The following is a 24912-nucleotide window of genomic DNA, read 5'->3' on the forward strand; positions in this document are numbered from 1 at the left end:
CGCTTTGCTGCGAATTCAGGAATTGCGTCGTCGCGTCACTGTCTCCGTCTCGCATTCTTCAAGGTTTCGGATGGCAGCTCGCCGACCGCTCGCCGATATTCCGATGCAAAGCGCCCAAGATTTTGGAAGCCACATTTGAACGCGACGGCAACGACGCTGGTCTGCTCATCGGGATGTCGCAAGAGCTCCGTCGCGCGCTGAAGCCTGATGCGCCGCGCGCACTGGCCCGGAGATCCCCGCCCCGTCACGGAGAATTCCCGATAAATCGTCCGCACACTGACGTTGGCGATTGCGGCAATCTTCTCCAGGTCGATTGGTTTGTCCCAATGAGCCTCGATGTAGGATTCGACGATGTCGATGACGGACCGGTTGGCGCCCGGCGCCGGGCCCTGAAGCCGATCGGTGAAATTGTGCCGGTGCGCCAGAAGGATCCGCACCATCAACGCCCGCTCAAGTTCGCCGATGGCTATGGGCGAGTAATCCTGCCCGAACCTGTCCAACTCCTCCGCGAATCTGAAGACGTCCTGACGAACATAAGTCATCACCGCCGGATCAGCTTCGCCAGGGACGAAGCGCAGCTCCATGTCGCTATCATCGCCCAGGATTGTCTTCAGCAACCGCTCGAGTGCCTCGGCATCGATCCTCAGCACCAATTGGCGATAGCCGGGCGCAAACTCCAGATCCAGCCTGGCGTCTCCGGAGATGATCGGACTAAAGGCCCCAATGGACTCGCTGCTCCCATTGGTCCTGAAGCTCGCAGCCCCCTGGATGGAAAACATCTGGCGGAGAACTTGCGATTCGGGAAAGGAGAGCGACGCCGCGCCGTCGTAGCTGCAGAACGCGAGGCCGATCGATTGCAAACGAGCGAAATTGGCCTGGATACCGAACTCGCGGCCGTGCCTGTCGAAGCGGTCGGCGCCATATTCGGCGAACAGGCGGTCGCGCGCGAACTCGCTATCGCAGGATTGAAGCAAAGGATATCGGTCGAGATAAGAGACGCCGCCCAAATCAGAATCCTCAAAGGCTCAAACTACTGGATCGCCATTCCGGCGCTACCAATTGGAAATTGCATGGCATGACGCCGCGGGAGTGGTTGACACTAGCCGGAGCGTGAACCTGCATGCGAAGTTGTGCCGCTGCGACAAAATGTCTGGACACCCGACGCAAATGTCTGAACGTTTTTCTTGTGCTCATGGATCACCGTAAGCCGGGGTGAGAGCGAATAATGCCGGCCGCTTTGCCGAATACCGATAACGATCTCGGGCCGGCGTTCGCAGTTCAGGGCCACTGGCCTCTCTGAGGCGTCCGCAAAGCTCGATGCGACTCTGCCCGGCCGGTCGAGCTGGCAGAATCCGGCCACCGTGTCTTCGATCGGACAAATACTCTGATAATTCGATTCGTTTATCTGCTTCATGCGCAGGGTCGCGTATCGGACGAACAGCTGGTCCCTACGAAATCCCGAGCAAGACCATGAATGCTTAAGCCGTTTGGAAGCACATGCGCTGCCGACGAAGCATCAATTTCGGAGCGATGAAATGTTCGGTCGTAAATCCCGCGTCGATGCACAAGCTCAGATTGAAGCAATCGGCCGTTCGCAGGCCATGATCGAATTCAATCTTGACGGGACCATCATCACGGCTAACAAGAATTTTCTCGACGCCCTCGGCTATCGGCTCGATGAAATCCAGGGCAAACATCATTCCATGTTCGTTCCCGCCGACCAGCGCGACGGCGCCGAGTACAAGGCGTTCTGGGGCGCGTTGAACCGCGGCGAGTATCAGGCGCGCGAGTTCAAGCGAATCGCGAAAGGCGGCCGCGAGGTCTGGATCGAAGCGTCCTACAATCCGGTGCTCGACGGCAACGGCAAGACGGTGATGGTTGCCAAGATTGCGACCGACATCACCGCGAAGAAGATCCGCAGCATGGCGGACGCGTCGAAGATCGCCGCCATCAGCCGCGCGCAGGCCGTGATCGAGTTCAAGCTCGATGGCACCATCGTCACGGCGAACGAGAATTTCTGCAAGGCGCTCGGCTATTCGCTCGCCGAGATCGAGGGCAAGCATCACCGCCTGTTCGTGCCCCAGAGCGAGCACGACGGCTCTGCCTATCGCGAACTCTGGGCCAAGCTCAACCGCGGCGAATACCAGTCCGGCGAATACAAGCGGATCGGCAAGGGGGGGCGCGAGGTCTGGATCCTCGCCTCCTACAATCCATTGCTCGACGAGAACGGCAAGCCGTTCGGCGTCGTCAAGTTCGCCACCGACGTCACCGCCGAGAAGCTGAAGACCGCCGATCTCGCCGGTCAGATCGCGGCGATCGACAAGGCGCAAGCCGTGATCGAGTTCAACATGGACGGCACGATCATCACCGCCAACGCCAATTTCCTCGGCGCGCTCGGCTATTCGCTGGCGGAGATCAAGGGCAAGCACCACAGCATGTTCGTCGAGCCGTCGGAGCGCGATGGCAATGGCTATCGCGAGTTCTGGGCGGCGCTCAACCGCGGCCAGTATCAGGCGGCCGAATACAAGCGCATCGGCAAGGGCGGCAAGGAGGTCTACATCCAGGCCTCCTATAACCCGATCATGGATCTCAACGGCAAGCCGTTCAAGGTCGTGAAATATGCGACCGATGTCACGAAGCAGGTGCTGGTCCGCATGGGCAACGAGCGCGTCCGCGGCATGATGGAGTCGGTCGCCGCCGGTTCGGAGGAATTGAATGCCTCGGTGCGGGAGATCTCCGAGGCCATGACAAAATCCCGCGATACCGCAATGAGCGCGGTCGATCAGGTCGCCGCCGCCGACGCCCAGGCTCAGCGCCTCACTGAAGCGGCGCTGGCGATGAGCGGGATCGTCGAGCTCATCAACAACATCACCGGGCAGATCAATCTCCTGGCGCTCAACGCCACCATCGAATCCGCCCGCGCCGGCGAAGCCGGTCGGGGCTTCGCGGTGGTGGCCTCGGAGGTCAAGAGCCTCGCTAACCAGGCCAAGCAGGCGACCGACAAGATCGGTGCCGAGATCGGTAGCCTCAACGGCATCTCAGGAGACGTCGTCACCGCCCTGGCTTCGATCAAGACGGCCATCAACAACGTCAGCGAATATGTGACATCGACAGCCGCCGCGATCGAGGAGCAAAGCACGGTGACCAACGAGATGTCGACCAGCATGCAGCGCGCCGCAGCGGAAGCAGCGGCGATGGCCGCTAGTGCCTGATCTTCGCGCGGACCGCGTTGACGGTCCGTTACGGGATTTACAAGGCCGGCCGTCGAACGCGAGTAGGAACGGCTGGTGTCCGAGGAGAGCGACCGCTATCCGTTCGTCCGCTGTCGCAGAAATCCGCTCCCGTTAGCGACGCGCGTGATCCGCACGGTCGAGCGACTCCAGTGTCGAGGCATTGGCGCAGAAGCCGTGATAGTTCTCCGCGGCGGTTCCGTCGGCCAGCTCGCGATCGCACTGGCCCTTGTGGCTGCAAAGAGCGCACACCCGCTCCATGTCGCGCAGCAGCAGCGGATGCGCGCGGCCGAGCCCTTCGGCGCTGATGCCGAGCTGCTCCAGCATCTTCGGAAGCTCGTCAGCGGAGTGCCGGCCATGGCGGACCAGCTCCTCCAGATCGTCAGGCGCGATCCGCAAATCTTGCGCGATCCGATCGAAATCAGCGCGGTCGAGCTGCCGGATCTCGTTCAGCTCGCGGCGATGCTTCAGCCAGCTTGCAAAGGACTCGATGAGGTCCTGGACAATGGGATAAGGCCTGCTTGCGGTGCTCATGCGAAGCTCCATTCGAACGGCGGAATTGGAGCGAGATTAGGCACAATGGTGCAGGTGCGCGTTGCGCTGGATCAAATTGGAATCCTGTGTCCCGGACGCGCTGCAGCGTGAAACGCTGCTGCGCAGAGCCGGGACCCATCTCGCCGCATGCTGGGCCCCGGCTCAGCAACGCACCGCTTCGCGCTGCGCTGCGTCCGGGGCACGAGTGCGCCGCACAGCGGAGAAAATTACGCGAACCGCTCCGCCGCCCACGCATACAGGCTGCCCGGGATCGGTTTCTCGCCGCCGCGGCCCTTGGGCGAGATGTGCAGGCCGATGATCTCGCGGTCGGTGACGAAGCCGAGATAGCTCGAGGGATCGAAGAACAGTTTTGGCTCGGCATGCACGGCGTAGAACGATTGCTTCGGCAAGGCGCAGTGCAGCGCGCCTGTGCGGCGCGCGAGCGCGGTGAGCGCCGCCGGCCCGAAGATCGCGACGCGGATGTCGGAGAGGCGGTTCGAGCCGCCGCGCAGGCGGCGCATCGCGAACGTGACGCGATGGCGCAGCGACAGCCAGTTCGGCGTCAGCTCCTCCTGCTCCATCAGCTCTTCGAAGGCGGCAACGATGCCATGCCCGGGCGGAAGGTAAATCACGGAGTTGCCGAGCTGGCGCGGCCGCTCCCACGCGAAGTAGGGTTTTAATGGATCGATTTCGACGGGCTTGAGCAGCAGCACGTCGGCGTCGAGCCACAGGCCGAGGCCCTTCGCCATCAGCTTCATGCGGAAGAAGTCGCTGAACTGAAGCGTGGTCCAGTCGCGCCAGCTGCCGTCCGGCTGCGGCGGCCGCAATCGTTCCGAGAACGCATGCGGCAGGATCGCTTCGGCATCGGCATTCTCGACGCCCGCAGGTAGACCGGGAATGGTGTCAAAACTGTAGACCGTGACCTTGTGGCCGGCAGCCAGCTGCGAGCGCAGACAGGTCTGGCGCAGGGCGTCCATCGGGCCGTGCCAGAAGGTGACGATGTCGGGCAGCATGCGCGGAGCTTAGAGCATGATCCGGAAAAGTGTGCAGCGGTTTTCCGACAAGATCATGCTCGAGAGATATGGGATAATCAGGACAATGAAAAAGCCCCGGCGCTTGTAGCACCGGGGCTCGAACAAAAACTTGAGATCAGGCCCAGGCGCGTTCGCGCTTGAGCTTCTCCTCATAGGTGTCGATCGAGGCCTTCTTCTCCATGGTCAGGCCGATGTCGTCGAGGCCGTTGATCAGGCAGTGCTTGCGGAACGGGTCGATCTCGAACTTGACCTTGCCGCCGTCAGGACCGCGGATCTCCTGGTTCGGCAGGTCGATCGTCAGCGTCGCGTTGGCGCCGCGCTCGGCGTCGTCGAACAGCTTGTCGAGGTCTTCCTGGGCCACGCGGATTGGCAGGATGCCGTTCTTGAAGCAGTTGTTGTAGAAGATGTCGCCGAACGAGGTCGAGATCACGCAGCGGATGCCGAAGTCGAGCAGCGCCCAGGGCGCGTGCTCGCGGCTCGAGCCGCAGCCGAAATTGTCGCCGGCGACCAGCACCTTCGCATTGCGATAGGCGGGCTGGTTGAGGACGAAATCCGGATTCTCGCTGCCGTCGTCCTTGTAGCGCTGCTCGGAGAAGAGCCCCTTGCCAAGGCCGGTGCGCTTGATGGTCTTGAGGTACTGCTTCGGAATGATCATGTCGGTGTCGACATTGATGATCTTCAGCGGCGCCGCGACGCCTTCCAGCGTGGTGAACTTGTCCATGGTTGCGCTTTCCCGGGGTGGTCTAGGGAACCGGTATTTATCGCGATCGGGGCGGAAATCCTAGGCCGAATTCGACAGGTCTCGTCTGCCTAACCGGGCTCTTGAGCCTCGATCGCGCCCATATCGTCGTCCGACAGGCCAAAATGATGGCCGATCTCGTGGATCAGGACGTGGCGGACGATATGGCCGAGGCTTTCGTCGTGCTCGGCCCAGTAATCCAGGATCGGCCGGCGGTAGAGCCAGACCATGTTGGGCAGCCGCGCCACGTCGCCAAAACTCTGCTGCGGCAGGCCGACGCCCTGGAACAGGCCCAGCAGGTCGAACTCGCTCTCGCATTCCATTTCGTCCAGGACTTCCTCGGTGGGGAAGTCGTCGACGCGGATGATCACGCCCTCGCAAAGCCTACGAAACTCCGCCGGCAGGCGTTCGAACACTTCATGTGCCATCGCTTCCATCTCGGCCAGCGAGGGCGCTTTCAATTCCGTCCACATGGGCTTCTCATAGCGTGGGTTTCGCGGCGATGCATCCGGCTTTATAAGCGCGGCGAGGTTGACGGGCGCCGTCAAAACGGGGAGCGTAGGGCCTCGAAGTGGACGTTCAAATGGGCGGAAAAATGCGAGCGAAAACAGCGATGACGCTACTGTGCATGGGGTTGTTTTCGCAGTTTTGCGTTGGCGCGGAGGCCCAGACCGCGGCTCCCGGGATCAGGCTGGCCCAGGCGGCCTCGCGAGACGATCTGCCGCCGCCGCGCAAGCGGCCGCCGGCGCGCCTGCGCGTCACGCCCTATTACAGTCCGGATGGCGTCTATCCCCGCTACAATCCCGGTCCCGATGCGGTCCGCGAGTGCAACGCCACCTATGTGCAGGAATATCGTCCGAGCGGCACGGTGATCGTGCCGCATATGAGCTGCTACTGGCGCCGAGGCTGATACGAGCGCGATGCCATCGCGCGCCGATGAAGTGCCGTGTTGCAGGCAGAGGTCGTCATGACGAAATGGTTCGCATTGGCGGTTGCCGTCGGGCTTGCCGCAGGCCTGCCTCACGCGTCCGCTGCGCACAGGGTGACGAAGCTGCCCGATGCGTCGGCCGGGCGCGCGGTGTTCGACGCCCGCCGACATGTGCGGTCCGACGTCGTGCGATACGCCCCGCGTCCTGATCCGCATTACTATGCGCGGCCTGTCTACTACCGTCCTTACCCTTACGGCGTGCCTGCACCGTTCGTGCTTGGCTTCGGACCGTGGTGATGACGTCGCGGCGCGAGGCCGGCACGTTGTTCATTCATGAGGCATTCACGTCGCTGTCCCTAATTTAATCTTGGGAGCGGCCGTCAATGAACAGCGCTGACGCGCGACGCGAACGAGCGTCGCAACTCTGCTGTCCAGATTCAGGGAGAAGTCCATGCTGAGAATATTGGGTCTCAGGGCAAGCCCGATGCGCTTGCTCGGGATCGCGGCCGCCGCGACGCTGATGCTGTCGGCCGGAACGACGCGTCCTGCTGAAGCCATGACTCCAATCAATCCGACCGCGTTGCCTGCGGCGAAGGCCGCAAGTGACGACATGATCCAGGTTCGCCACGGCGGCGGTGGCGGCGGTGGGCATGGTGGCGGCGGCTTCCATGGCGGCGGCGGTTTCCACGGTGGAGGCGGCTTCCACGGTGGCGGAGGACATATCGGCGGCTTCCGCGGCGGTGGTTTCCACGCTGGCGGCTTCCGCGCTGCGCCCGCGTTTCATGGCGGCGGCTATCGCTACGGCGGAATTCATCACTACGGCGGCTATCACCGCTATGGCGGCTATCGCCCCGCCTATTACGGCCATCGCCATTTCCACCGGCGCTACTATGGCGGCTACTATCCCTATTACCACCATCCGCGCCGCTGCCGGGTCATCTGGACCTATTACGGCCCGCGCCGCGTCTGCCGCTGGCATCGCTGGCACCATCCGTACCGCTATTGGTGATGGATGTGAGTTGTGTCGTCATGCCCGGGCTTGTCCCGGGCATCCACGATCTTTCTGTGCAAGTCGAAGAACGTGGATGGCCGGGACGAGCCCGGCCATGACGGAGAACGTCGGTTAAAGCCAGTCCTTCAGTTTCCACGTCGCCGACGTCCATCGCGTCAGGTTCTCGATCTTCCACTGCTTGAACATCGCCGGCGGCCAGCGGCTGAGCTTCGAGGTCTCCTCGACCTCGGGCTTGGCGACCATGCGCAGCGGCGCGGCGCGCCGCCGATGCTGGGGCGTCGCCGCGCTGATCAGATCGACATATTCAGGCTTGCTGGCCATGAGCTCGTGTCCTCGCGAAACCCTCGCGAGGACGCAGTGTCGGCGCTGCCGATTAACGGCGGTTTGCCGCGATCGCTCAAATTAAAGCGAGCGGCTTACCGCCACTCCCTGATGTCGACGAAGTGACCCGCGATCGCCGCGGCTGCGGCCATCGCCGGCGACACCAGATGGGTGCGGCCCTTGAAACCCTGGCGGCCCTCGAAATTGCGGTTCGAGGTCGAGGCGCAACGCTCTTCCGGCGCCAGCTTGTCGGGGTTCATCGCGAGGCACATCGAGCAACCGGGCTCGCGCCATTCGAAGCCGGCCTTGATGAAGATCTTGTCCAGACCCTCAGCCTCAGCCTGCTCCTTCACGAGGCCGGAGCCCGGCACGACCATGGCGTTGACACCGCCCGCGACCTGCTTGCCTTCCGCGATCTTGGCGGCGGCGCGCAGATCCTCGATCCGGCCGTTGGTGCAGGAGCCGATGAAGATGCGGTCGAGCTTGATGTCGGTGATCTTCGTCCCCGCGGTCAGGCCCATGTACTTCAAGGCACGGTGCTTGGAGAGACGCTTGGCCTCGTCCGCGATCTTGTCGGGATCGGGTACGCTGCCGGTGACCGAGATCACGTCCTCAGGCGAAGTGCCCCAGGTCACGATCGGCGGCAGCTTCGCGGCATCGAGCCGCAGCTCGTGGTCGAAATGCGCGCCCTCGTCCGAGCGCAGCTTCTCCCAGTAACGCATCGCCGCGTCCCAGTCCGCGCCCTTCGGCGCCTTCGGGCGGCCATGCAGGAAGTCGAACGCCTTCTGATCCGGCGCGACCAGGCCGGCGCGCGCGCCACCTTCGATCGACATGTTGCAGACCGTCATGCGGCCTTCCATGCTGAGCGCACGGATCGCGTCGCCGGCGTATTCGAGCACGTAGCCGGTGCCGCCAGCGGTGCCGATCTCGCCGATGATCGCAAGGATGATGTCCTTGCCCGTCACGCCATCAGGCAATTTGCCGTCGACGGTGACGCGCATGTTCTTCGCCTTCTTCTGGATCAGCGTCTGCGTCGCCAGCACATGTTCGACTTCCGACGTGCCGATGCCGTGCGCGAGCGCGCCGAACGCACCATGCGTCGAGGTGTGGCTGTCACCGCAGACGATGGTGGTGCCGGGCAGCGTGAAGCCCTGCTCGGGGCCGATGACGTGGACGACGCCCTGACGCTTGTCGAACTCGTCGTAATATTCGATGCCGAATTCCCTGGCGTTATCGGCCAGTGCCTTGATCTGCTCGATGCTTTCAGGATCGGGGTTCGGCTTGGTGCGGTCGGTGGTCGGCACGTTGTGATCGACCACGGCCAGCGTCTTCTCCGGCGCATGGACCTTGCGGCCGGTGGCGCGCAGGCCTTCGAACGCCTGCGGTGAAGTGACCTCGTGCACCAGATGGCGATCGATATAGAGCAGGCAGGTGCCGTCCTCGGCTTCGTGCACCAGATGGTCGTTCCAGATCTTGTCGTACAATGTGGTCGGCTTGGACATGAGCGTCAGCTCCAGGAATGGTGTGTAGAGCGGGTTGCGCGGCTGGCGCGCGGGGCAACAAAATCGTCAGCGCAGCTTTTAGGCTGCGCGCGTAAGCTCTGACGTTGCCGAGGTCGCGAAGCGTCCGAAGAACCGGCCGGGCAGCCGCGAACGATCGTCGATGACGACGCGCTTGACGGGCGAGAGGCTGGTCAAATCTGGAAACATTCCAAGAATATATAGCAGGCCGAACTGGAATCGCGAGGGCTTTCAAGGCTCGCGCAAGACATGCCCCTCACCCTGAGGAGCGCGCCTCAGCGCGCGTCTCGAAGGGCGAGGCCACAGGCGGGCCTGCATCCTTCGAGACGCGCGTTCCGCGCTCCTCAGGATGAGGGTCGAGACATGCGAACAGCCAACAAAAAAGCGCGGGGTTTGGCCCCGCGCTCTCGATAACTCGCCTGTAAGCGGAGCTTACTCGTTGACGGCAGCAGCCGGGCGGTCCTGCTTCTTCTCGACGATGCGGGCCGACTTGCCGCGAAGGTTGCGGAGATAATAGAGCTTGGCGCGACGCACCTTGCCGCGGCGCACCACCTTGATCGAGTCGATCATCGGCGACATCACCGGGAACACGCGCTCCACGCCTTCGCCGTACGAAATCTTGCGCACCGTGAAGCTCTCGTTGAGACCGCCGCCGGAACGGCCGATGCAAACGCCTTCATAGGCCTGCACGCGGGTGCGGTCGCCTTCGACGACCTTCACGTTGACGATCACGGTGTCGCCCGGACCGAATTCCGGAATCTCCTTGCTGGCGGAGAGCTTGTCGAATTGCTCTTTTTCGAGCTGTTGGATCAGGTTCATGGGTAAATCTCCATCGGCGCGCCCAGCCTTGGAAAACGGGGGCTGCGCGAAATTCGTTTATCCAGCCATTGCGGATGTGGCCGCTGCTATAAGGCAAGCCGGAGCGTTTGTCACCCGTCTGTCTTGTTTTTTGGCGTTTTTTGGCGTCCGGCCCGATTCGGGACTTTGCTCGGGATCTGGGCCCACAAATCCGGTCGCCGGGCCGCCGTCAGGGCCTCGGATTCGGCGCGCCGCCAGCTGGCGACCTTGGCATGGTCGCCGGAGGTCAGGATCTCCGGGATCGGTGCCCCCTCGAACAGCTGCGGGCGGGTATATTGGGGGTATTCGAGCAGGCCGTCCGAGAAGCTTTCCTCGGTTCCCGAGGCTTCCTTGCCCATCACGCCCGGCAGCAGCCGAACACAGGCGTCGATCAGGGCCAGGGCCGCGATTTCACCGCCTGAGAGCACATAGTCCCCGATCGAGACCTCCTCCAGGCCCCGCCCGTCGATCACGCGCTGGTCCACCCCCTCGAACCGCCCGCAGACGATCAGGGGGCCGGGGCCTTTCGCCAGTTCCAGGACGCGGGCCTGGGTCAATGGCCGCCCCCTCGGGCTCATCAGCAGTTTCGGCCGGTCCGGGCCGATCCCGGCGGAATCGATCGCGGCCGCCAGAACATCGGCCCGAAGCACCATGCCCGGCCCACCGCCGGCCGGGGTGTCGTCGACGCTGCGGTGGCGGTCGGTGGCCGAGGTCCGGATGTCCCGCGCCTCAAGCTCCCAAAGCCCGCCAGCCAACGCCCGGCCGGCCAGGCTCACGCCCAGCGGCCCCGGAAACATCTCCGGAAACAGCGTCAGCACCGTCGCGCGCCAGGGTGAGGGGTTGGTCATCGGGTCTCAGTTATTGTCGTCCCGGACAAGCGGAGCGCAGATCCGGGACCCATAACCACCGCACTTCGTTTTGCGACGGCTGGAGCGATCAGCTTAGCTAAAAATTCTGGCCGGTGGTTATGGATCCCGGCCCCCCGTGCGCAAGTTGCGCACTAGGCCGGGACGACTCGGGGAGGAATCCTCCTCCGTTTCCTCTGCCTCGATCTCCTCGGGCAGCGCGATCACGACGCGGCCGCCCGTGAGATCGACCTCCGGCACCACCGCGTCCGTGAACGGCAGCAGCATCGTGGTGCCCTGGGGCGGCGCGATCTCGATGATGTCGCCGGCGCCGAAATTGTGGATCGCGAGCACGCGGCCGAGTGCATCGCCCGCCGTGGTGACGGCTGCGAGCCCGATCAGATCGGTGTGGTAATATTCGCCCTCGTCCGTCGCGGGCAGCTTTTCGCGCGCGACGTAGAGCTCGATGCCGTTGAGGCGCTCGGCCTCATCGCGGGTCGTGACGCCCTTGAACGTCGCAACCAGATGATCCTTGGCCGCGCGCGCCGTTGCGACCTCGAACTGGCGCTTGCCGTCCTTGGACGAGAGCAGGCCGTAGCTCCGCACGGCAAATGGATCTTCGGTGAAGGTCCACAGTTTGACCGCGCCGCGCACGCCATGCGGGGCGCCGATCCGCGCGACGCAAACGAGCTGAGACATCAGCTGGCCTCGTCCTTCGAGACGCCGCTTCGCGGCTCCTCAGGATGAGGAGATAGACCCTCATGCTGAGGAGCACGGCACAGACCGTGCGTCTCGAAGCATGAAGGCCCGGCCATCGAAGCGCCTTAACCCTTCGCGGCGGCTTCGGCCTGCGCCTTGCGCTCTTTGCGCGGCACGGCCTTTTCCGGGTTGTTGCGCACTTCGCGCTTCTTGACGCCGGCGGCGTCGAGGAAGCGGGACACACGGTCCGACGGCTGCGCGCCCTTGGCGAGCCAGGCCTTCACCTTGTCCATGTCGAGCTTCAGTCGGGTCTCGTTGTCCTTCGGCAGCAGCGGGTTGAAATAGCCGAGACGCTCGATGAAGCGGCCATCGCGGGGAAAGCGCGAATCGGCGACGACGACGTGATAGACGGGGCGCTTCTTGGTGCCTGCACGGGCGAGACGGATAACGACGGACATCTAAGTTCTCCTTCAAAGTACGTTTTGTTCGGTTGATTGGTATTCCGCGTTGCGCGAGACCGTTGCGATCTCCCGCGACGAATTCCTCATTTCTTCTTGCCGGGGAAACCGCCGAGGCCCGGCAGCATCGGCTTGCCGCTCAGTCCGGTCAGGCCCGGAACGTTCGGCAGACCCTGGCGCAGCCCGGGAGGCAAATCCTTCGGCAGGTTGGGCAGACCTTGTCCGCCGCCACCCTGCATCTTCTCCTGCAGCGCCTTCATCTCTTCCGGCGACGGCGGCTTCATGCCACCGCCAAAGCCCATGGCCTGCGCGATGCCGGCGAGCGGACCGCGCTTGCCCGAGCCCATGGCCTTCATCATGTCGGCCATGTTCCGGTGCATCTTGAGCAGCTTGTTGACCTGCTCGACGCTCTGGCCGGAACCCGCGGCGATGCGCTTCTTGCGGCTGGCCTTGAGCAGATCGGGATGACGGCGCTCGTCGCGCGTCATGGAATCGATCACCGCGACCTGACGCTTCAAGATCTTGTCGTCGATGCCGGCGGCCGCGATCTGGTTCTTCATCTTGGCGATGCCGGGCATCATGCCCATCAGCCCGCTGATGCCGCCCATGTTGGCCATCTGCGACAGCTGCTCGCGCATGTCGTTGAGGTCGAACTGACCCTTGCGCATCCGCTCGGCGGTGCGCGCGGCCTTTTCGGCGTCGATGTTGGCGGCCGCGCGTTCGACCAGCGACACCACGTCGCCCATGCCGAGGATGCGCCCCGCAATTCGGTCGGGATGGAAATCCTCCAGCGCATCGGTCTTTTCGCCGGTGCCGAGCAGTTTGATCGGCTTGCCGGTCACCGCGCGCATCGACAGCGCGGCGCCGCCGCGGCCGTCGCCGTCGACTCGGGTCAGCACGATGCCGGTGAGGCCGACGCGCTCGTCGAAGGCGCGGGCGAGATTGACGGCGTCCTGGCCGGTGAGGCTGTCTGCCACCAGCAGCACTTCATGCGGATTGGCGGCGGCTTTGATGGCCGCCGCTTCCGCCATCATCTCCTCGTCGAGCGTGGTGCGGCCGGCGGTGTCGAGCAGCACGACGTCGTAGCCGCCGAGCTTGCCGGCCTCCAGCGCGCGTTTCGCGATTTGGGCCGGCTGCTGGCCGGCGACGATCGGCAGTGTCGGAATGTCGAGGTCGCGGCCCAGGACGGCCAGCTGCTCCATCGCCGCGGGACGGTAGATGTCGAGCGAGGCCATCAGCACCTTGCGCTTGTCGCGCTGGACCATGCGACGGGCAAGCTTTGCGGTGGTGGTGGTTTTGCCGGAGCCTTGCAGGCCGACCATCATGATCGGCACCGGCGGCACGGAATTGATGTCGATGGTCTGGCTTTCGGCGCCGAGCGTGTTGATCAGCTCGTCATGGACGATCTTGACCACCATCTGGCCTGGCGTCACCGACTTGACGACGGTGGCGCCGATGGCCTGCTCGCGGACCCGCTCGGTGAAGCTGCGCACCACCTCTAACGCGACGTCGGCTTCCAGCAGCGCACGGCGCACCTCGCGCATCGCGGCGTCGACGTCCTTTTCGGTCAGCGCACCGCGCCCCGTCAGACGATCGAGAATGCCGCCAAGCCGTTCCGACAGATTGTCGAACAATGCCGTTGTCCCTTGTCCTGCCTAAGCAGGGTTGCCGTATTCACCGTCGTCATGCCCCGGCTTGACCGGGGCATCCAGTACGCCGCGGCGCGTCGGCTCAAGCCGAGCTGCCTCTGGAATACTGGATCCCCCGCCTTCGCGGGGGATGACACCTTCGCGAAGCGATCTTCCAAACACCTTTACGCCCGAGGGCGCATCGCGCTGTCGGGCGTTGGCCTCTGGCCTCTGGGGCCAGTGGGCGGGTCGAAAAGAAAGCCTTTCCGAGAAAGTGGCCGGGTTAAACGCCGCTGCCGCCCGAAAGTCAAGGAAAGTTAGGATGGCTGGGGCGGCTTTGGAAGGCAAAGCCTTGAAAAGATGAACTTTCCGGCGGCGGGTTCCTTTTCCGCGGACCCCGCCCATATAGCGGTGATGCCTTACCGTCCCGACCATTCCTGAAGCCAGATCCGTGCCGATCACCCGCCGCCGCCTGTTCGGACTGCTCGCCGGTGCCGGCGCATTGGTCGGCGTGCCCTCCCTTTGGATGTCCCGCATGAAAACCTATGACGGCCCGGTCTCCGACCATTTCGACGGCCTGAACTTCTTCGATCCGGACGGCGTGCCGCCGAAATCGCTTCGTGAGGTCCTGCGCTGGCAATTTGGCGGCAAGCGGCAGCGCGCGAGCTGGCCGGATTGGGCGCCGAGCCCCCATGCAGACACCCCGCCGGACCGCGTCGACGGCGACAAGGTGCGGCTCTCGTTCGTCGGCCACGCCAGCTGGCTGATCCAGACCGGCGGCCTCAACATTCTCGTCGATCCGGTCTGGTCGACGCGGGTCTCGCCCGTCAGCTTTGCCGGGCCGAAGCGGCACAACGATCCCGGCATCGCCTTCGATCATTTGCCGAAGATCGATATCGTGCTGGTCTCGCACGGCCATTACGATCATCTCGACATGGCGACGCTGTCGCGACTCGCCAAGAATTTTGCCCCGCGTGTGGTGACCCCGCTCGGCAACGACGTCACGATGCGCAGCACCGATGCGACGATCAAGGTGGACGCGTTCGACTGGCACGATCGCGTCGAGCTCGGCGGCGGTATCGCCGTGACGCTGGTGCCGACCCGGCACTGGTCGGCGCGCGGCATGTTCGACCGCAACAAGGCGCTGTGGGCGAGTTTCGTGCTGGAGACGCCTGCGGGGAAAGTCTATGTCGTCTGCGATTCCGGCTATGGCGATGGCAGGCATTTCCGCCGCGTCGCCGAGAAGCACGGGCCGTTACGCCTGGCGATCCTCCCGATCGGCGCCTACGAGCCGCGCTGGTTCATGCGCGATCAGCACATGAACCCGGAAGACGCGGTGAAGGCGCTGGCGGATTGCGGCGCGCAGGCCGCACTCGGGCATCACCACGGCACGTTTCAGCTGACAGATGAGGCAATCGATGCGCCAGCGAAGGCGCTGGTCGAGGCACTCGATGCCGCGAAGGTGCCGCAGGAAAGATTTGTGGCGATGAAGCCGGGGCAGGTGATGGAGATTTAGCTTCGTCGTCGCTGCTAACACCTTCGCCGGGACGACATGGAGTCTGTCGCGGCACCTGCCCTACTGCTCTTTCGCCTTGATCGCCCAGCTCACATTCACCGTCACCGCCAGCGTTTCCTCGCCCGGCGCAACGGCCGCGCCGCCCGCGGCCATGGGTGCTGCGGCCATGCGTCCCTTGAACAGCGGCATCGGGGCGCCGCCTTCGGACACGCTGAGCGGCGCGCCCAGCGTGACGCCGGTGGCCCTGGCGTAGATCTCCGCTTTGCGGCGGGCGTCTGCGACAGCCTTCTCTCGGGCATCGTCGAGCAATTTCGAGGCCTGCGTCACTTCGAAGGAGATGTTGCCGATATCGTTGGCGCCGGCGCCGACCAGCGTGTCGATGATGGCGGCGACCTTGGTCACGTCGCGGATCTTCACGGTGACGCGGTTTGAGGCGCGGAAGCCGACCACCGGCGAGGCGCCGGTGGATTTGTTCTGGCCGTATTGCGGCTGCAGCGACAGCCGCGAGGTCTGGTAATCCTTCTCGTCAATGCCTGCGCCCTTTAGCGCCAGCAGCACCTTGCCCATCGCGGCGTTGTTGGCGTCGGAAGCTTCCTTCGCAGACTTGGCGTCGTTGGCGACGCCGGCGTCGATCTGCGCCAGATCAGGCGCGGCGGAGATGGTGGCCTCGCCGCTCACCGAAATCGCGGACGGAAAATCGTCGGCGAGCGCGGGCGTTGCCAGCAGTGCGGCGGCAAAGGACGTAACAAGGGAGGTCATCAAAAGGCTGGCAGGCTTTTTCATCGGTCTCACTTCAGCGGCACGAATACATTGATCACGAGCTTGTCCTCGGCCGTCTTCAGGGGATCGGTGAGGTACTCCTCGATGAAGGTGTCTTTGGCTTCCAGCTTCTTGTCGTCGAGGTGATTGGTGATCGCCTCATAGGTGTTGTCCATGTTGTCGTAGGAGCCGCGATGGACGAATTTCAAGGCCTTGCCTTCCGGCGATTTGCCGACGCTCATGTCCTTGGGCAGGTTCTTCGGGTCCTGCTCGACCGGGATCTCGGCAAGGAAGGTGAAGCCGGTATCGTCGGTCGAGGTGTAGACGATCATCGAATTGCCGGCGGGCTTGATGCCCTGCTTGTCCAGAAGTGTGTTCAGCGCCTTGAACGCGTCGATCAGCGTGTCGAAGGCCGAGTCCCAATTGGCAGTGCCCTTGACCATCACGACCTTCTTGGGCTCGAGCGTGGTTTCCTGGCCGAAGGGATCGGCCGTCTGCACGGGAGCCGGCGTCGCGGCGGCGGCCGGGGGTGGAGTGGCCGGGCTGGGTGAGGCACTGGCGGCGGGCGAGGGCGAGGTTACAGGGGACGTGGCAGGGCTTGGCGAGGCGCTGGCCGCCGGCGATGGCGTGGCCACGGGTGCGGCACTTGCCGCCGGGGCGGGCGAAGCCGAGGGGGCCGGCGAGGGGCTCGCTGATGCGGCCGGTGCCGGGCTCGGCGTTTGGGCCAGCGTGGCGGACAGACCAAACGACAAGGCCGCTGCCGGGATCAGCGCGGCCAAAGCGAGACGACGAAACCTGAACATTTTTATTCTCCCCAATAGCTTATCCGCCAAGGCCTTACGTCCCCGAGGCCTTAACCCGGCCGCATGTCCCGGATCGCGCGAATTTCGCGGTTCTAACACGCGAGCGCCGAATTCGTCCCATGACAGATGCGTCATGGCAGAGGTCTTGGCACTCGGCGGCAAATCACTGGCCAAGAGGGCCAAGGATCGCCATATAAGGCAGGCGAAATTCGGGAATTTTCATGAGCGCGCTGGCCAACCACGCATTTGCCAAGATGAACGGCATCGGTAACGAGATCGTCGTTGTCGACATGCGCGATTCCGCCTCAAAGGTGACCCCGGACGATGCCCGCGCGGTGGCATCGGCGCGTGGCGGCGTGCCCTACGACCAGCTCATGGTGCTGCAGAAGCCGCGCTTCGACGGCACCGAAGCGTTCATCAGCATCTACAACAGTGACGGCTCCGAGGCCGGCGCCTGCGGCAACGGCATGCGCTGCGTGGTGCGGCGCGTTTTCGAGAAGACCGGCCAGAGCACGGCAACGTTCGAGACGGCCGCGGGCCTGCTCAACGCCTGGCAGGGTCCGGCGCCGGATCTTTATACGGTGGACATGGGCGCGCCAAAATTCGGCTGGCAGGACATTCCGCTCGACCAGGAATTCCGCGACACCCGCTACATCGAATTGCAGATCGGCCCGATCGACAATCCGATCCTGCATTCGCCCTCGGTGGTCAGCATGGGCAATCCGCATGCGATCTTCTGGGTCGATGACGTCAACGCCTACGATCTCGAGCGTTTCGGTCCGCTGCTGGAAAACCATCCGATCTTCCCCGAGCGCGCCAACATCACGCTCGCCCATATCGTCGATCCCCAGCACATCACGATCCGCACCTGGGAGCGCGGCGCCGGCCTGACCAAGGCCTGCGGCTCGGCCGCTTGTGCCACGGCGGTTGCGGCCGCACGGCTGAAGCGCGCCGAGCGCAATGTCGAGATCACGCTGCCCGGCGGCAAGCTCGGCATCGAATGGCGCGAGCGCGACGATCACGTGCTGATGACGGGCACGGCGACCTTCGAATATGAAGGCAGTTTCGATCCGGCGCTGTTCGAGCCGGTCGGGTAATGACCGTCGACATCGTCACCTTCGGCTGCCGCCTCAATGCCTTCGAGGCCGAGGTGATCCGCCGCGAGGCGGAAGGCGCGGGACTCTCCGACACCATCGTCATCAACAGCTGCGCCGTCACCAACGAGGCGGTGGCGCAGGCGAGGCAGTCGATCCGCAAATTGAAGCGCGAGCGGCCGGGAGCGCGCATCGTCGTCACCGGTTGCGCGGCGCAGACGCAAACCGGCATGTTTGCCGAGATGGCCGAAGTCGACCGCGTCGTCGGCAATGACGACAAGATGCGGTCGTCTGCGTGGCGCGAGGCGCGTGCGGCGTTCGATCTCGGTGCGAGCGAAAAAATAGCCGTCAGCGACATCATGGCGGTGAAGGAGATGGCACCGCATCTGATCGACGGCTTTGCGAGCGGCCTGCCGCGCGTTTTCGTCCAGGTGCAGAACGGCTGCGACCATCGCTGCACCTTCTGCATCATTCCCTATGGCCGCGGCAATTCGCGCTCGGTGCCGATGGGCGCCGTGGTCGATCAGGTCCGGGCATTGGCCGCGCGCGGCCATGCCGAGATCGTACTGACGGGCGTCGACCTCACCAGTTACGGCGCTGACCTGCCGGGCACGCCGAAACTCGGCATGCTGACGAAGCAGATCTTGCGGCATGTGCCTGAGCTGAGGCGCCTGCGCATCTCTTCGATCGATTCGATCGAGGCGGATAGCGACCTGTTGGATGCCATCGCCGAGGATTCACGGTTGATGCCGCATCTGCACCTGTCGCTGCAGTCCGGCGACGACATGATCTTGAAGCGCATGAAGCGGCGGCATACGCGCGGCGACGCCATCGCGTTCTGCGACCAGGTCCGCCGCCTGCGTCCGGACATCGCGTTCGGGGCCGATATCATCGCGGGCTTTCCGACCGAGACCGAGGCGATGTTCTCGCGTTCGCTCGATCTGGTCGAGGAATGCGGCCTGACGTTCCTCCACGTCTTCCCCTATTCGCCGCGTCCCGGCACGCCGGCCGCGCGAATGCCGCAGGTGACGGGTGGTGCAATCAAGGAGCGTGCGAAACGACTGCGCTCGGCCGGTGAGGCCGCGCTTCTGCAGCGGCTGCAAGCCGAGATCGGCGCCACGCGTGAGGTGCTGATCGAGAGCGAGGGTCAGGGACGGACGGAGCATTATCTGCCGGTGGCGATTGCGGGCGAGCGTATAGGCAGTGTCGTGCCGCTGCGGATCGCCGGTCGTGATGGCGTGCGGCTGACGACGTAATTTGCCGTCATTCCACAACTGCATCCCCAACGTCGTCCTGGCGAAAGCCAGGATCCATTACCCCAAGGAGAGGTTGTTGCACGCAATTGCCAACTACAAGTCTTCGCCAAACTGAATTCGGTGGTTATGGGTCCTGGCTTTCGCCAGGACGACGGCGGAGGGCGCAGCGCGGCCCAAAACGCATACCTTAAGACGCCCGCACCTGCCAGAACCGCAGCGTCCGCCGCGCATTCTCCGGGGTCATGCGCGCGTAATGGCTTTGAGCCCTTGCGATATCAGCCGGCTTCATCGCGCCGGTCGCAAAGCGGCTCTGAAGCACGGCGGCGGTGGTTTCCCAGCTGAGCTGCGCCGCCTTGCACGGCACCAACAGGCCGTCCTCGCGCAGGCTTTGCATCAGCGGGCGTATCACTTCGACGGTCGATCCCGACAATGCGGCCAATGCGGCCACCGCTTCTTCATAACGCCGCCGCGTGGCGAAGCCGAGCAGCGTCGCTTCGCTGAGCTGGCCGGCCGCCTTGAGGCCTGCGACGGCGCGCTTGGCACCTTCGAAATCGCGGACCCCCGACATCTCGCGCTCGACACCGACGGTGACGGCGGCGATCGCGGTCTGGATCTCCTCGAACAGGTGCGGCGGCGCGCGCGACAACAAGCGGGTCCGCACGGCGTCGCTCGCCGAGCGCAGCAATTGTCGGCGCAGGTCCGACGGCAGATCGACGCGGACGCCGACGCTGACGGCGAGCTCGGGATCGGCCTCGGCCTGTCCGACAATGACGGCGAATCCGTTGCCGGAAACGCGTGCGCCGGGATTGGCGGCGAGCCGCCGGCTGACGCTGGGATAACGCCGCGCCAGCAATGCATCGGTGACGATCTCCTTCAGCCACCAGCGTCCGGCGACCGCGAGCAGATGCGGCTCGCCCTTGCTCGATGCGATCTGCACCAGCGCGCCGTCATCAAGGCGCGCGGATTCCTGCAGCACGGGACCGGCGATGCGGATTTCGTCATTGTTGGCGAGGCGGCGAATGACCGACGGCGGTGCCTGCGCGATCGGCGCGAGCTGCGCGCTGATCTCGGCGAGCGCTACGCGCGCACCCATGTCGGCGATGGCGCGGAGCTCGATGGTGCCGATCAGGCGATCGAGCACGTCGTCGAACAGTGCGATCTGCTCGTCGTCGAAACTGCCGGCGGAGGACAGGAACAGGTCGGTGACGCGGCGGGCGGTTGCCAGGCCCTTTTCCGCCGAGCCAGTCCGAAGCGCGGACTCGACCTCGTCGATGATCGATAGTTCGGCCGTGGACATGACGCGCAGCTCGTCCTGAGCAGATTGACGGAAGCTTGTTCTAAGCAACAATTATCATTAGCGACGAGCACTGAACGTTTCGTAAACTATAGGGAGCGTGGCGGGCACTGTTCCTCATCCTGGGGAGCCCGCGAAGCGGGCGTCTCGAAGGATGGCCGCGAGCGAGATGCGGGCCTTTCATGGTTCGAGACGGCGCTGACGCGCCTCCTCACCATGAGGGCGAGCAGTTGGGCTACTCCCCGTTCCACCCGCAGGCGCGGAGCCGCTCGTGCATGTGGGGCGGGGCCGGCGCCACCACGCGGACCGGCTCCTTGTTGCGGGAGATCGGCACCACGATCTCGCGGGAATGCAGGTGCAGCTTCGGCTCGCCGAAGCGCGGGCCGTTGCCGTAAATGTTATCGCCGAAGATCGGCCAGCCGGTCGCGGACGCATGCACCCGCAATTGATGGGTCCGCCCGGTCACCGGTTCCATGGCGAGCCAGGTCAGGCCGCCGCCCCGGCCCATCACCTTCCAGTTTGTGATGGCCTTCTGGCCCTCCGGGTCCGGCTTCTGCCACCAGCCGCGTTCGGCATTGAGCCGGCCGAGCGGCATATCGATGGTGCCTTCCTCCTCAGTGGGGCCGCCCTCGACGATGGTCCAGTAGGTCTTGCCGATCTTGCCATGCTTGAACAGCAGGCCGAGCGAGGCCGTCGCCTTGCGATGGCGGCCGAGCACGAGGCAACCGGAAGTGTCCTTGTCCAGCCGGTGGGCCAGCACCGGCGGCCGCGGCAGGCCGAAACGGAGTGCGTCGAAGGAAGTTTCCAGATTGGCGCCGCCCTTGGGACCGCGATGCACCGGCAGGCCGGCCGGCTTGTCGATGACCAGCATCAATCCGTCGCGATGGAGCACGCGCGCGAGGATTTCATCGGCGGTCAATTCGGGAACATCGAGCAATTGCAAGACTTTCGTTCTCGGCGAGACTTTCGGTCAAGACTTTCGTTTGGGAGCCGGAACGGCTAACACACCGCCACCATGAACGATACCACCTCCGAGACCCCCAAGCTGAGCTGGTGGCGCCGCCTGTCCGACGGGCTGAAGCGCACCTCGTCCTCGCTCGGGACCGCGGTCGCCGACCTCGTGACCAAGCGCAAGCTCGACCGCGCCATGCTCGACGACATCGAGGACGTGCTGCTGCGCGCCGACCTCGGCACCTCGGTCGCGGTGCGGATTGCGGACGCCGTCGGCACGGGGCGCTACGACAAGGCGATCTCGGCGGACGAGGTCAAGGACGTCGTCGCGACCGAAGTCGAGAAGGTGCTGGCGGCGGTGGCGAAGCCGCTCGAGATCGACGCCGGCAAGAAGCCGTTCGTCATCCTCGTGGTCGGCGTCAACGGCTCCGGCAAGACCACCACCATCGGGAAACTCTCGCAAAAATTCTCGTCCGAAGGTCGCAAGGTGATGCTGGCCGCCGGCGACACGTTTCGCGCCGCGGCGATCGAGCAGCTCAAGGTCTGGGGCGAACGCACGAAGACGCCCGTCATTTCAGGTGCGCAAGGCTCGGATTCGGCGAGCCTCGCCTTCAACGCGCTGACGGCGGCGAAGGAGCAGGCCATCGACGTGCTCCTGATCGACACCGCCGGGCGGCTTCAGAACAAGGCCGAGCTGATGAACGAGCTCGAAAAGGTCGTGCGCGTCATCCGCAAGGTGGACGCGACTGCGCCGCATGCGGTGCTGCTCGTGCTGGACGCCACCGTCGGCCAGAACGCGCTGTCGCAGGTCGAGGCGTTCCATCGCACCGCCGGGGTCACCGGCCTCGTGATGACGAAGCTCGACGGCACCGCTCGTGGCGGCATTCTGGTGGCGCTCGCGGAAAAATTCAAACTCCCGGTGCATTTCATCGGCGTCGGCGAAGGCGTCGACGATCTCGCGCCGTTCACCGCGCGCGATTTCGCCCGCGCCATTGCCGGAATCGAAAGCTGAAGAATGGACAAGACCCAGCCGCATCCGCTGTTCAAGCTTGCGACCGAGCTCGGCCCGCTGCTCGTGTTCTTCTTCGTGAATGCGAAGTTCAACCTGTTCGCCGCGACCGGCGCCTTCATGGTCGCGATCGTTGCGGCGATGATCGCCTCCTATGTGGTGACGCGGCACATTCCGATCATGGCGATCGTGACAGGCGTCATCGTGCTGGTGTTCGGCACACTGACCCTGGTGCTGCACGACGAGACCTTCATCAAGCTCAAGCCAACCATCATCTACGCTTTGTTCGCCGCGATCCTCGGCGGCGGCCTGTTGTTCGGCCGCTCCTTCATCGCCGTCATGTTCGACCAGATGTTCAATTTGACGCCGCAGGGCTGGCGCATCCTGACGCTGCGTTGGGCGCTGTTCTTCGCCGGCATGGCGGTGTTGAACGAGATCGTCTGGCGCACCCAGAGCACCGACTTCTGGGTCAACTTCAAGGTGTTCGGCGTCACGCCGATCACCATGATCTTCGCCATCGCCCAGATGCCGCTGACCAAGCGTTATCACCTCGAGCCGGCGTCGCTGGAAGCCAGCGAGGCCGAGGCGGGGGATGTGAGGAAGGGGTAGCGCTCTCTCAGCTCGTCATTGCGAGCGAAGCGAAGCTACAGACTCGACTGTCATCGCCCGGCTTGACCGGGCGATCCAGTATTCCAGAGACAGTCGTGAGGTACGGAGGAGCTGCGGCGTACTGGATGTCCCGGTCAAGCCGGGGCATGACAGCGGTGTTTGGGGTTGGGTCCTTCTCACACTGACGACAGAGCTAGCTCCCCGCCGCCTTCAACGCCTTCTCCATCTGCGGCAACAGCACCGTCCGCAAATTGTCCGGCGTGATCGGCCCGACCAGCTTGTAGATGATGGTGCCCTCGCGACCGACGACAAACGTCTCCGGCACGCCATAGACGCCCCATTCGATCGAGGCACGGCCGTTGGCATCGACGCCGACGCGGCCGAACGGGTTGCCGTAGCGCCCCAGGAAGCGCCGCGCATTGTCGGCGGCATCCTTGTAGTTGATGCCGACGAGCTGGAAGCGCTTGTCTTTTGCCAATTCGGTCAGCAGCGGCGCCTCGTCGTGGCACGGCACGCACCAGGACGCCCAGACATTGACGAGGCTGACCTTGCCCTTGAACGCAGCCGGATCGAGGCCGGGGATCTGCGCGTTGTCAGCCTGCAATCCCTCGAGCGGCGGCAGCGTGGTTTGCGGCGCGGGGCGTCCGATCAGGGCGGACGGGATCCGCGAGGGATCGCCGCTGCCGAGCCGGAACCAGAACAACAGCGCCAGGCCGATGAACGCGATCAGCGGCAGCACCATCAGGAAGGTGCGGCGCTGCGGCGGAGCTGACGTCGATTGCTCGCTCATGCTCGATCTCTCATGGCCGATCCGTCGCGCTACGACTGGAGCGGCGGGTCACGCCGCTGCGCTCGAGCTCGCGCAGGCGCTGTGTCTGGCTGCGATAATCGAGCACGATCCAGCCGATCAGGATCACGACCACGAGGGCGGCCGCGGCATAGGACGTCACGATGAAGGGCGCGTAGGGACCGAGCGACATGATCATGCAGCCCCGACTTCTTTTGACGTGCTGCCTTCACGCGAGCCGGTGCCGACTTCCGAAAACGCTACACGGCTCGCCTGCATCATCTGCAGGGACCGCACGCGCCGACGCAAAATTTCGTTGCGCATCGCAGCCAGATGCAGCGTGACGAACAGCAGGGTGAACGCGATGGCCATCACCAGCAGCGGAATCAGGAATGATTTGTCGAGCGACGAGCCGCCCATCCGCATCACCGAGGCCGGCTGGTGCAGCGTGTTCCACCAGTCGACCGAGAACTTGATGATCGGCAGGTTGAGCGCGCCGACCAGCGTCAGCACGGCGGCGGCGCGTGCCGCGCGGGAGGGCTCGTCGACCGCGCGCCACAGCGCCATCAGGCCGAGATACATCAGGAACAGGATCAGCACCGAGGTCAGCCGCGCGTCCCATTCCCAATAGGTGCCCCACATCGGTCGGCCCCACAGCGAGCCCGTCAGCAGCGCGAGGAAGGTGAAGGCGGCGCCGATCGGGGCGGCCGCTTTCGCGGCCACGTCGGCGAGCGGATGCCGCCACACCAGCGTGCCCAGGGAGGCAATGCTCATCACTCCCCACACGAACATCGACAGCCAGGCATTGGGCACGTGGATGAACATGATCTTCACTGTCGCGCCCTGCTGATAATCGTCGGGCGCGGTGGCGGACTGATAGAGCCCGATCGCGAGCAGGATGATTGTCGCGGCCGCAAGCCACGGCAGCAGCCGCGCCGTCAGCGCGAGGAACCGTGTGGGGTTGGCGAGGTCGATCAGCGTCATGGTATCCTGATAATCACAGGTAAGCGCTCACGCAATCAGCACGAATGTCCGCAGCGAAAGTTGAT

28 protein-coding genes are annotated in these 24912 nt (G+C 64.3%); 9 read left to right on the forward strand and 19 right to left on the reverse strand.

The features are described from left to right. Window positions 1-35: 35 nt before the first annotated feature. Window positions 36-1007, reverse strand: a complete 972-nt coding sequence (locus BRA471DRAFT_RS01840) for an AraC family transcriptional regulator (RefSeq protein WP_007604253.1) — start codon at window positions 1005-1007, stop codon at window positions 36-38. A 528-nt stretch (window positions 1008-1535) separates the two neighbouring features. On the opposite strand from BRA471DRAFT_RS01840, the gene BRA471DRAFT_RS01845 reads away from it, so the two are divergent. Then, a complete protein-coding gene (locus BRA471DRAFT_RS01845; protein ID WP_007604254.1) occupies window positions 1536-3212 on the forward strand; it encodes a PAS domain-containing methyl-accepting chemotaxis protein in 1677 nt (558 codons plus the stop codon). 132 nt (window positions 3213-3344) lie between these two features. Here BRA471DRAFT_RS01845 and BRA471DRAFT_RS01850 read toward each other — a convergent pair whose 3' ends face one another. From BRA471DRAFT_RS01850 to BRA471DRAFT_RS01865, 4 genes are all read right to left on the reverse strand, one after another. Next, entirely contained in the window at window positions 3345-3764 is a 420-nt protein-coding gene (locus BRA471DRAFT_RS01850) for a hypothetical protein (protein WP_007604255.1), read from the reverse strand. 227 nt (window positions 3765-3991) lie between these two features. Then, window positions 3992-4777, reverse strand: a complete 786-nt coding sequence (locus tag BRA471DRAFT_RS01855) for a hypothetical protein (protein WP_007604256.1) — start codon at window positions 4775-4777, stop codon at window positions 3992-3994. Between the two features lie 136 nt (window positions 4778-4913). Next, window positions 4914-5519: a 3-isopropylmalate dehydratase small subunit gene (leuD, locus tag BRA471DRAFT_RS01860; RefSeq protein WP_007604257.1), complete on the reverse strand. Its 606-nt coding sequence runs from the start codon at window positions 5517-5519 to the stop codon at window positions 4914-4916. Between the two features lie 89 nt (window positions 5520-5608). Then, window positions 5609-6010, reverse strand: a complete 402-nt coding sequence (locus tag BRA471DRAFT_RS01865; RefSeq protein WP_007604258.1) for a metallopeptidase family protein — start codon at window positions 6008-6010, stop codon at window positions 5609-5611. 155 nt (window positions 6011-6165) lie between these two features. Between BRA471DRAFT_RS01865 and BRA471DRAFT_RS01870 the strand changes: the two genes are divergently transcribed. From BRA471DRAFT_RS01870 to BRA471DRAFT_RS01880, 3 genes are all read left to right on the forward strand, one after another. Next, the gene (locus tag BRA471DRAFT_RS01870) at window positions 6166-6447 is read left to right on the forward strand and encodes a hypothetical protein (protein WP_035973483.1); all 282 of its coding nucleotides are present in this window, start codon (window positions 6166-6168) and stop codon (window positions 6445-6447) included. Between the two features lie 57 nt (window positions 6448-6504). Next, window positions 6505-6762 (forward strand): hypothetical protein, encoded by a 258-nt coding sequence (locus BRA471DRAFT_RS01875; protein ID WP_007604261.1) that lies wholly within the window; start codon window positions 6505-6507, stop codon window positions 6760-6762. Window positions 6763-6916: 154 nt separating this feature from the next. Then, complete coding sequence (locus BRA471DRAFT_RS01880; RefSeq protein WP_007604262.1) at window positions 6917-7474, forward strand: hypothetical protein; 558 nt, start codon at window positions 6917-6919, stop codon at window positions 7472-7474. A 114-nt stretch (window positions 7475-7588) separates the two neighbouring features. Here the strand turns inward: BRA471DRAFT_RS01880 and BRA471DRAFT_RS01885 are convergent, their stop codons facing one another. The 7 genes from BRA471DRAFT_RS01885 to ffh form a co-directional block, all read right to left on the reverse strand. After that, window positions 7589-7798 (reverse strand): hypothetical protein, encoded by a 210-nt coding sequence (locus BRA471DRAFT_RS01885; protein WP_007604263.1) that lies wholly within the window; start codon window positions 7796-7798, stop codon window positions 7589-7591. Between the two features lie 95 nt (window positions 7799-7893). After that, on the reverse strand, window positions 7894-9300 hold the full coding sequence (gene leuC, locus BRA471DRAFT_RS01890; RefSeq protein ID WP_007604264.1) for a 3-isopropylmalate dehydratase large subunit: 1407 nt from the start codon (window positions 9298-9300) through the stop codon (window positions 7894-7896). Window positions 9301-9750: 450 nt separating this feature from the next. Further along, window positions 9751-10137 (reverse strand): 50S ribosomal protein L19, encoded by a 387-nt coding sequence (gene rplS / locus BRA471DRAFT_RS01895; RefSeq protein ID WP_007604265.1) that lies wholly within the window; start codon window positions 10135-10137, stop codon window positions 9751-9753. 110 nt (window positions 10138-10247) lie between these two features. Then, window positions 10248-11003 (reverse strand): tRNA (guanosine(37)-N1)-methyltransferase TrmD, encoded by a 756-nt coding sequence (trmD, locus tag BRA471DRAFT_RS01900; RefSeq protein WP_007604267.1) that lies wholly within the window; start codon window positions 11001-11003, stop codon window positions 10248-10250. Window positions 11004-11120: 117 nt separating this feature from the next. Then, a complete protein-coding gene (gene rimM, locus BRA471DRAFT_RS01905) occupies window positions 11121-11699 on the reverse strand; it encodes a ribosome maturation factor RimM (protein ID WP_007604272.1) in 579 nt (192 codons plus the stop codon). Between the two features lie 125 nt (window positions 11700-11824). Continuing rightward, window positions 11825-12157: a 30S ribosomal protein S16 gene (rpsP, locus tag BRA471DRAFT_RS01910; RefSeq protein WP_007598827.1), complete on the reverse strand. Its 333-nt coding sequence runs from the start codon at window positions 12155-12157 to the stop codon at window positions 11825-11827. Window positions 12158-12243: 86 nt separating this feature from the next. After that, complete coding sequence (gene ffh, locus BRA471DRAFT_RS01915) at window positions 12244-13791, reverse strand: signal recognition particle protein (RefSeq protein WP_007604277.1); 1548 nt, start codon at window positions 13789-13791, stop codon at window positions 12244-12246. A 445-nt stretch (window positions 13792-14236) separates the two neighbouring features. Between ffh and BRA471DRAFT_RS01920 the strand changes: the two genes are divergently transcribed. Further along, complete coding sequence (locus tag BRA471DRAFT_RS01920) at window positions 14237-15301, forward strand: MBL fold metallo-hydrolase (protein WP_007604279.1); 1065 nt, start codon at window positions 14237-14239, stop codon at window positions 15299-15301. 60 nt (window positions 15302-15361) lie between these two features. Here BRA471DRAFT_RS01920 and BRA471DRAFT_RS01925 read toward each other — a convergent pair whose 3' ends face one another. Both BRA471DRAFT_RS01925 and BRA471DRAFT_RS36030 read right to left on the reverse strand, forming a co-directional pair. Beyond that, window positions 15362-16084, reverse strand: a complete 723-nt coding sequence (locus tag BRA471DRAFT_RS01925) for an SIMPL domain-containing protein (protein WP_007604281.1) — start codon at window positions 16082-16084, stop codon at window positions 15362-15364. Between the two features lie 5 nt (window positions 16085-16089). Further along, window positions 16090-16863, reverse strand: a complete 774-nt coding sequence (locus BRA471DRAFT_RS36030) for a GyrI-like domain-containing protein (RefSeq protein WP_007604283.1) — start codon at window positions 16861-16863, stop codon at window positions 16090-16092. A gap of 221 nt (window positions 16864-17084) precedes the next feature. On the opposite strand from BRA471DRAFT_RS36030, the gene dapF reads away from it, so the two are divergent. Both dapF and mtaB read left to right on the forward strand, forming a co-directional pair. Beyond that, complete coding sequence (gene dapF, locus BRA471DRAFT_RS01935; RefSeq protein ID WP_007604285.1) at window positions 17085-17960, forward strand: diaminopimelate epimerase; 876 nt, start codon at window positions 17085-17087, stop codon at window positions 17958-17960. Beyond that, window positions 17960-19213, forward strand: coding sequence for a tRNA (N(6)-L-threonylcarbamoyladenosine(37)-C(2))-methylthiotransferase MtaB (gene mtaB, locus BRA471DRAFT_RS01940; protein WP_007604287.1), 1254 nt, complete (start codon window positions 17960-17962; stop codon window positions 19211-19213). The genes dapF and mtaB overlap by 1 nt, the downstream gene beginning before the upstream one ends. 187 nt (window positions 19214-19400) lie before the next feature. Here the strand turns inward: mtaB and BRA471DRAFT_RS01945 are convergent, their stop codons facing one another. After that, window positions 19401-20510 (reverse strand): DUF2336 domain-containing protein, encoded by a 1110-nt coding sequence (locus BRA471DRAFT_RS01945; protein ID WP_007604288.1) that lies wholly within the window; start codon window positions 20508-20510, stop codon window positions 19401-19403. Window positions 20511-20742: 232 nt separating this feature from the next. Continuing rightward, complete coding sequence (locus BRA471DRAFT_RS01950; RefSeq protein WP_035974580.1) at window positions 20743-21444, reverse strand: RluA family pseudouridine synthase; 702 nt, start codon at window positions 21442-21444, stop codon at window positions 20743-20745. Window positions 21445-21522: 78 nt separating this feature from the next. Here BRA471DRAFT_RS01950 and ftsY point away from each other — a divergent pair, with 78 nt between their 5' ends. Further along, window positions 21523-22470: a signal recognition particle-docking protein FtsY gene (ftsY, locus tag BRA471DRAFT_RS01955; protein ID WP_007604298.1), complete on the forward strand. Its 948-nt coding sequence runs from the start codon at window positions 21523-21525 to the stop codon at window positions 22468-22470. 3 nt (window positions 22471-22473) lie between these two features. After that, a complete protein-coding gene (locus BRA471DRAFT_RS01960) occupies window positions 22474-23076 on the forward strand; it encodes a septation protein A (RefSeq protein ID WP_007598838.1) in 603 nt (200 codons plus the stop codon). A gap of 193 nt (window positions 23077-23269) precedes the next feature. Here BRA471DRAFT_RS01960 and BRA471DRAFT_RS01965 read toward each other — a convergent pair whose 3' ends face one another. Genes BRA471DRAFT_RS01965 through BRA471DRAFT_RS01975 form a run of 3 tightly spaced genes read right to left on the reverse strand, consistent with a single transcriptional unit; the run spans window position 23270 to window position 24847 of the window. Continuing rightward, window positions 23270-23866: a DsbE family thiol:disulfide interchange protein gene (locus tag BRA471DRAFT_RS01965; protein WP_007604300.1), complete on the reverse strand. Its 597-nt coding sequence runs from the start codon at window positions 23864-23866 to the stop codon at window positions 23270-23272. A 10-nt stretch (window positions 23867-23876) separates the two neighbouring features. Then, a complete protein-coding gene (gene ccmD / locus BRA471DRAFT_RS01970; protein ID WP_007604302.1) occupies window positions 23877-24062 on the reverse strand; it encodes a heme exporter protein CcmD in 186 nt (61 codons plus the stop codon). Further along, window positions 24059-24847 (reverse strand): heme ABC transporter permease, encoded by a 789-nt coding sequence (locus BRA471DRAFT_RS01975; RefSeq protein ID WP_007604303.1) that lies wholly within the window; start codon window positions 24845-24847, stop codon window positions 24059-24061. The genes ccmD and BRA471DRAFT_RS01975 overlap by 4 nt, the downstream gene beginning before the upstream one ends. Window positions 24848-24912: the final 65 nt, after the last annotated feature.

This window comes from Bradyrhizobium sp. WSM471, assembly GCF_000244915.1.
Lineage (GTDB): Bacteria > Pseudomonadota > Alphaproteobacteria > Rhizobiales > Xanthobacteraceae > Bradyrhizobium.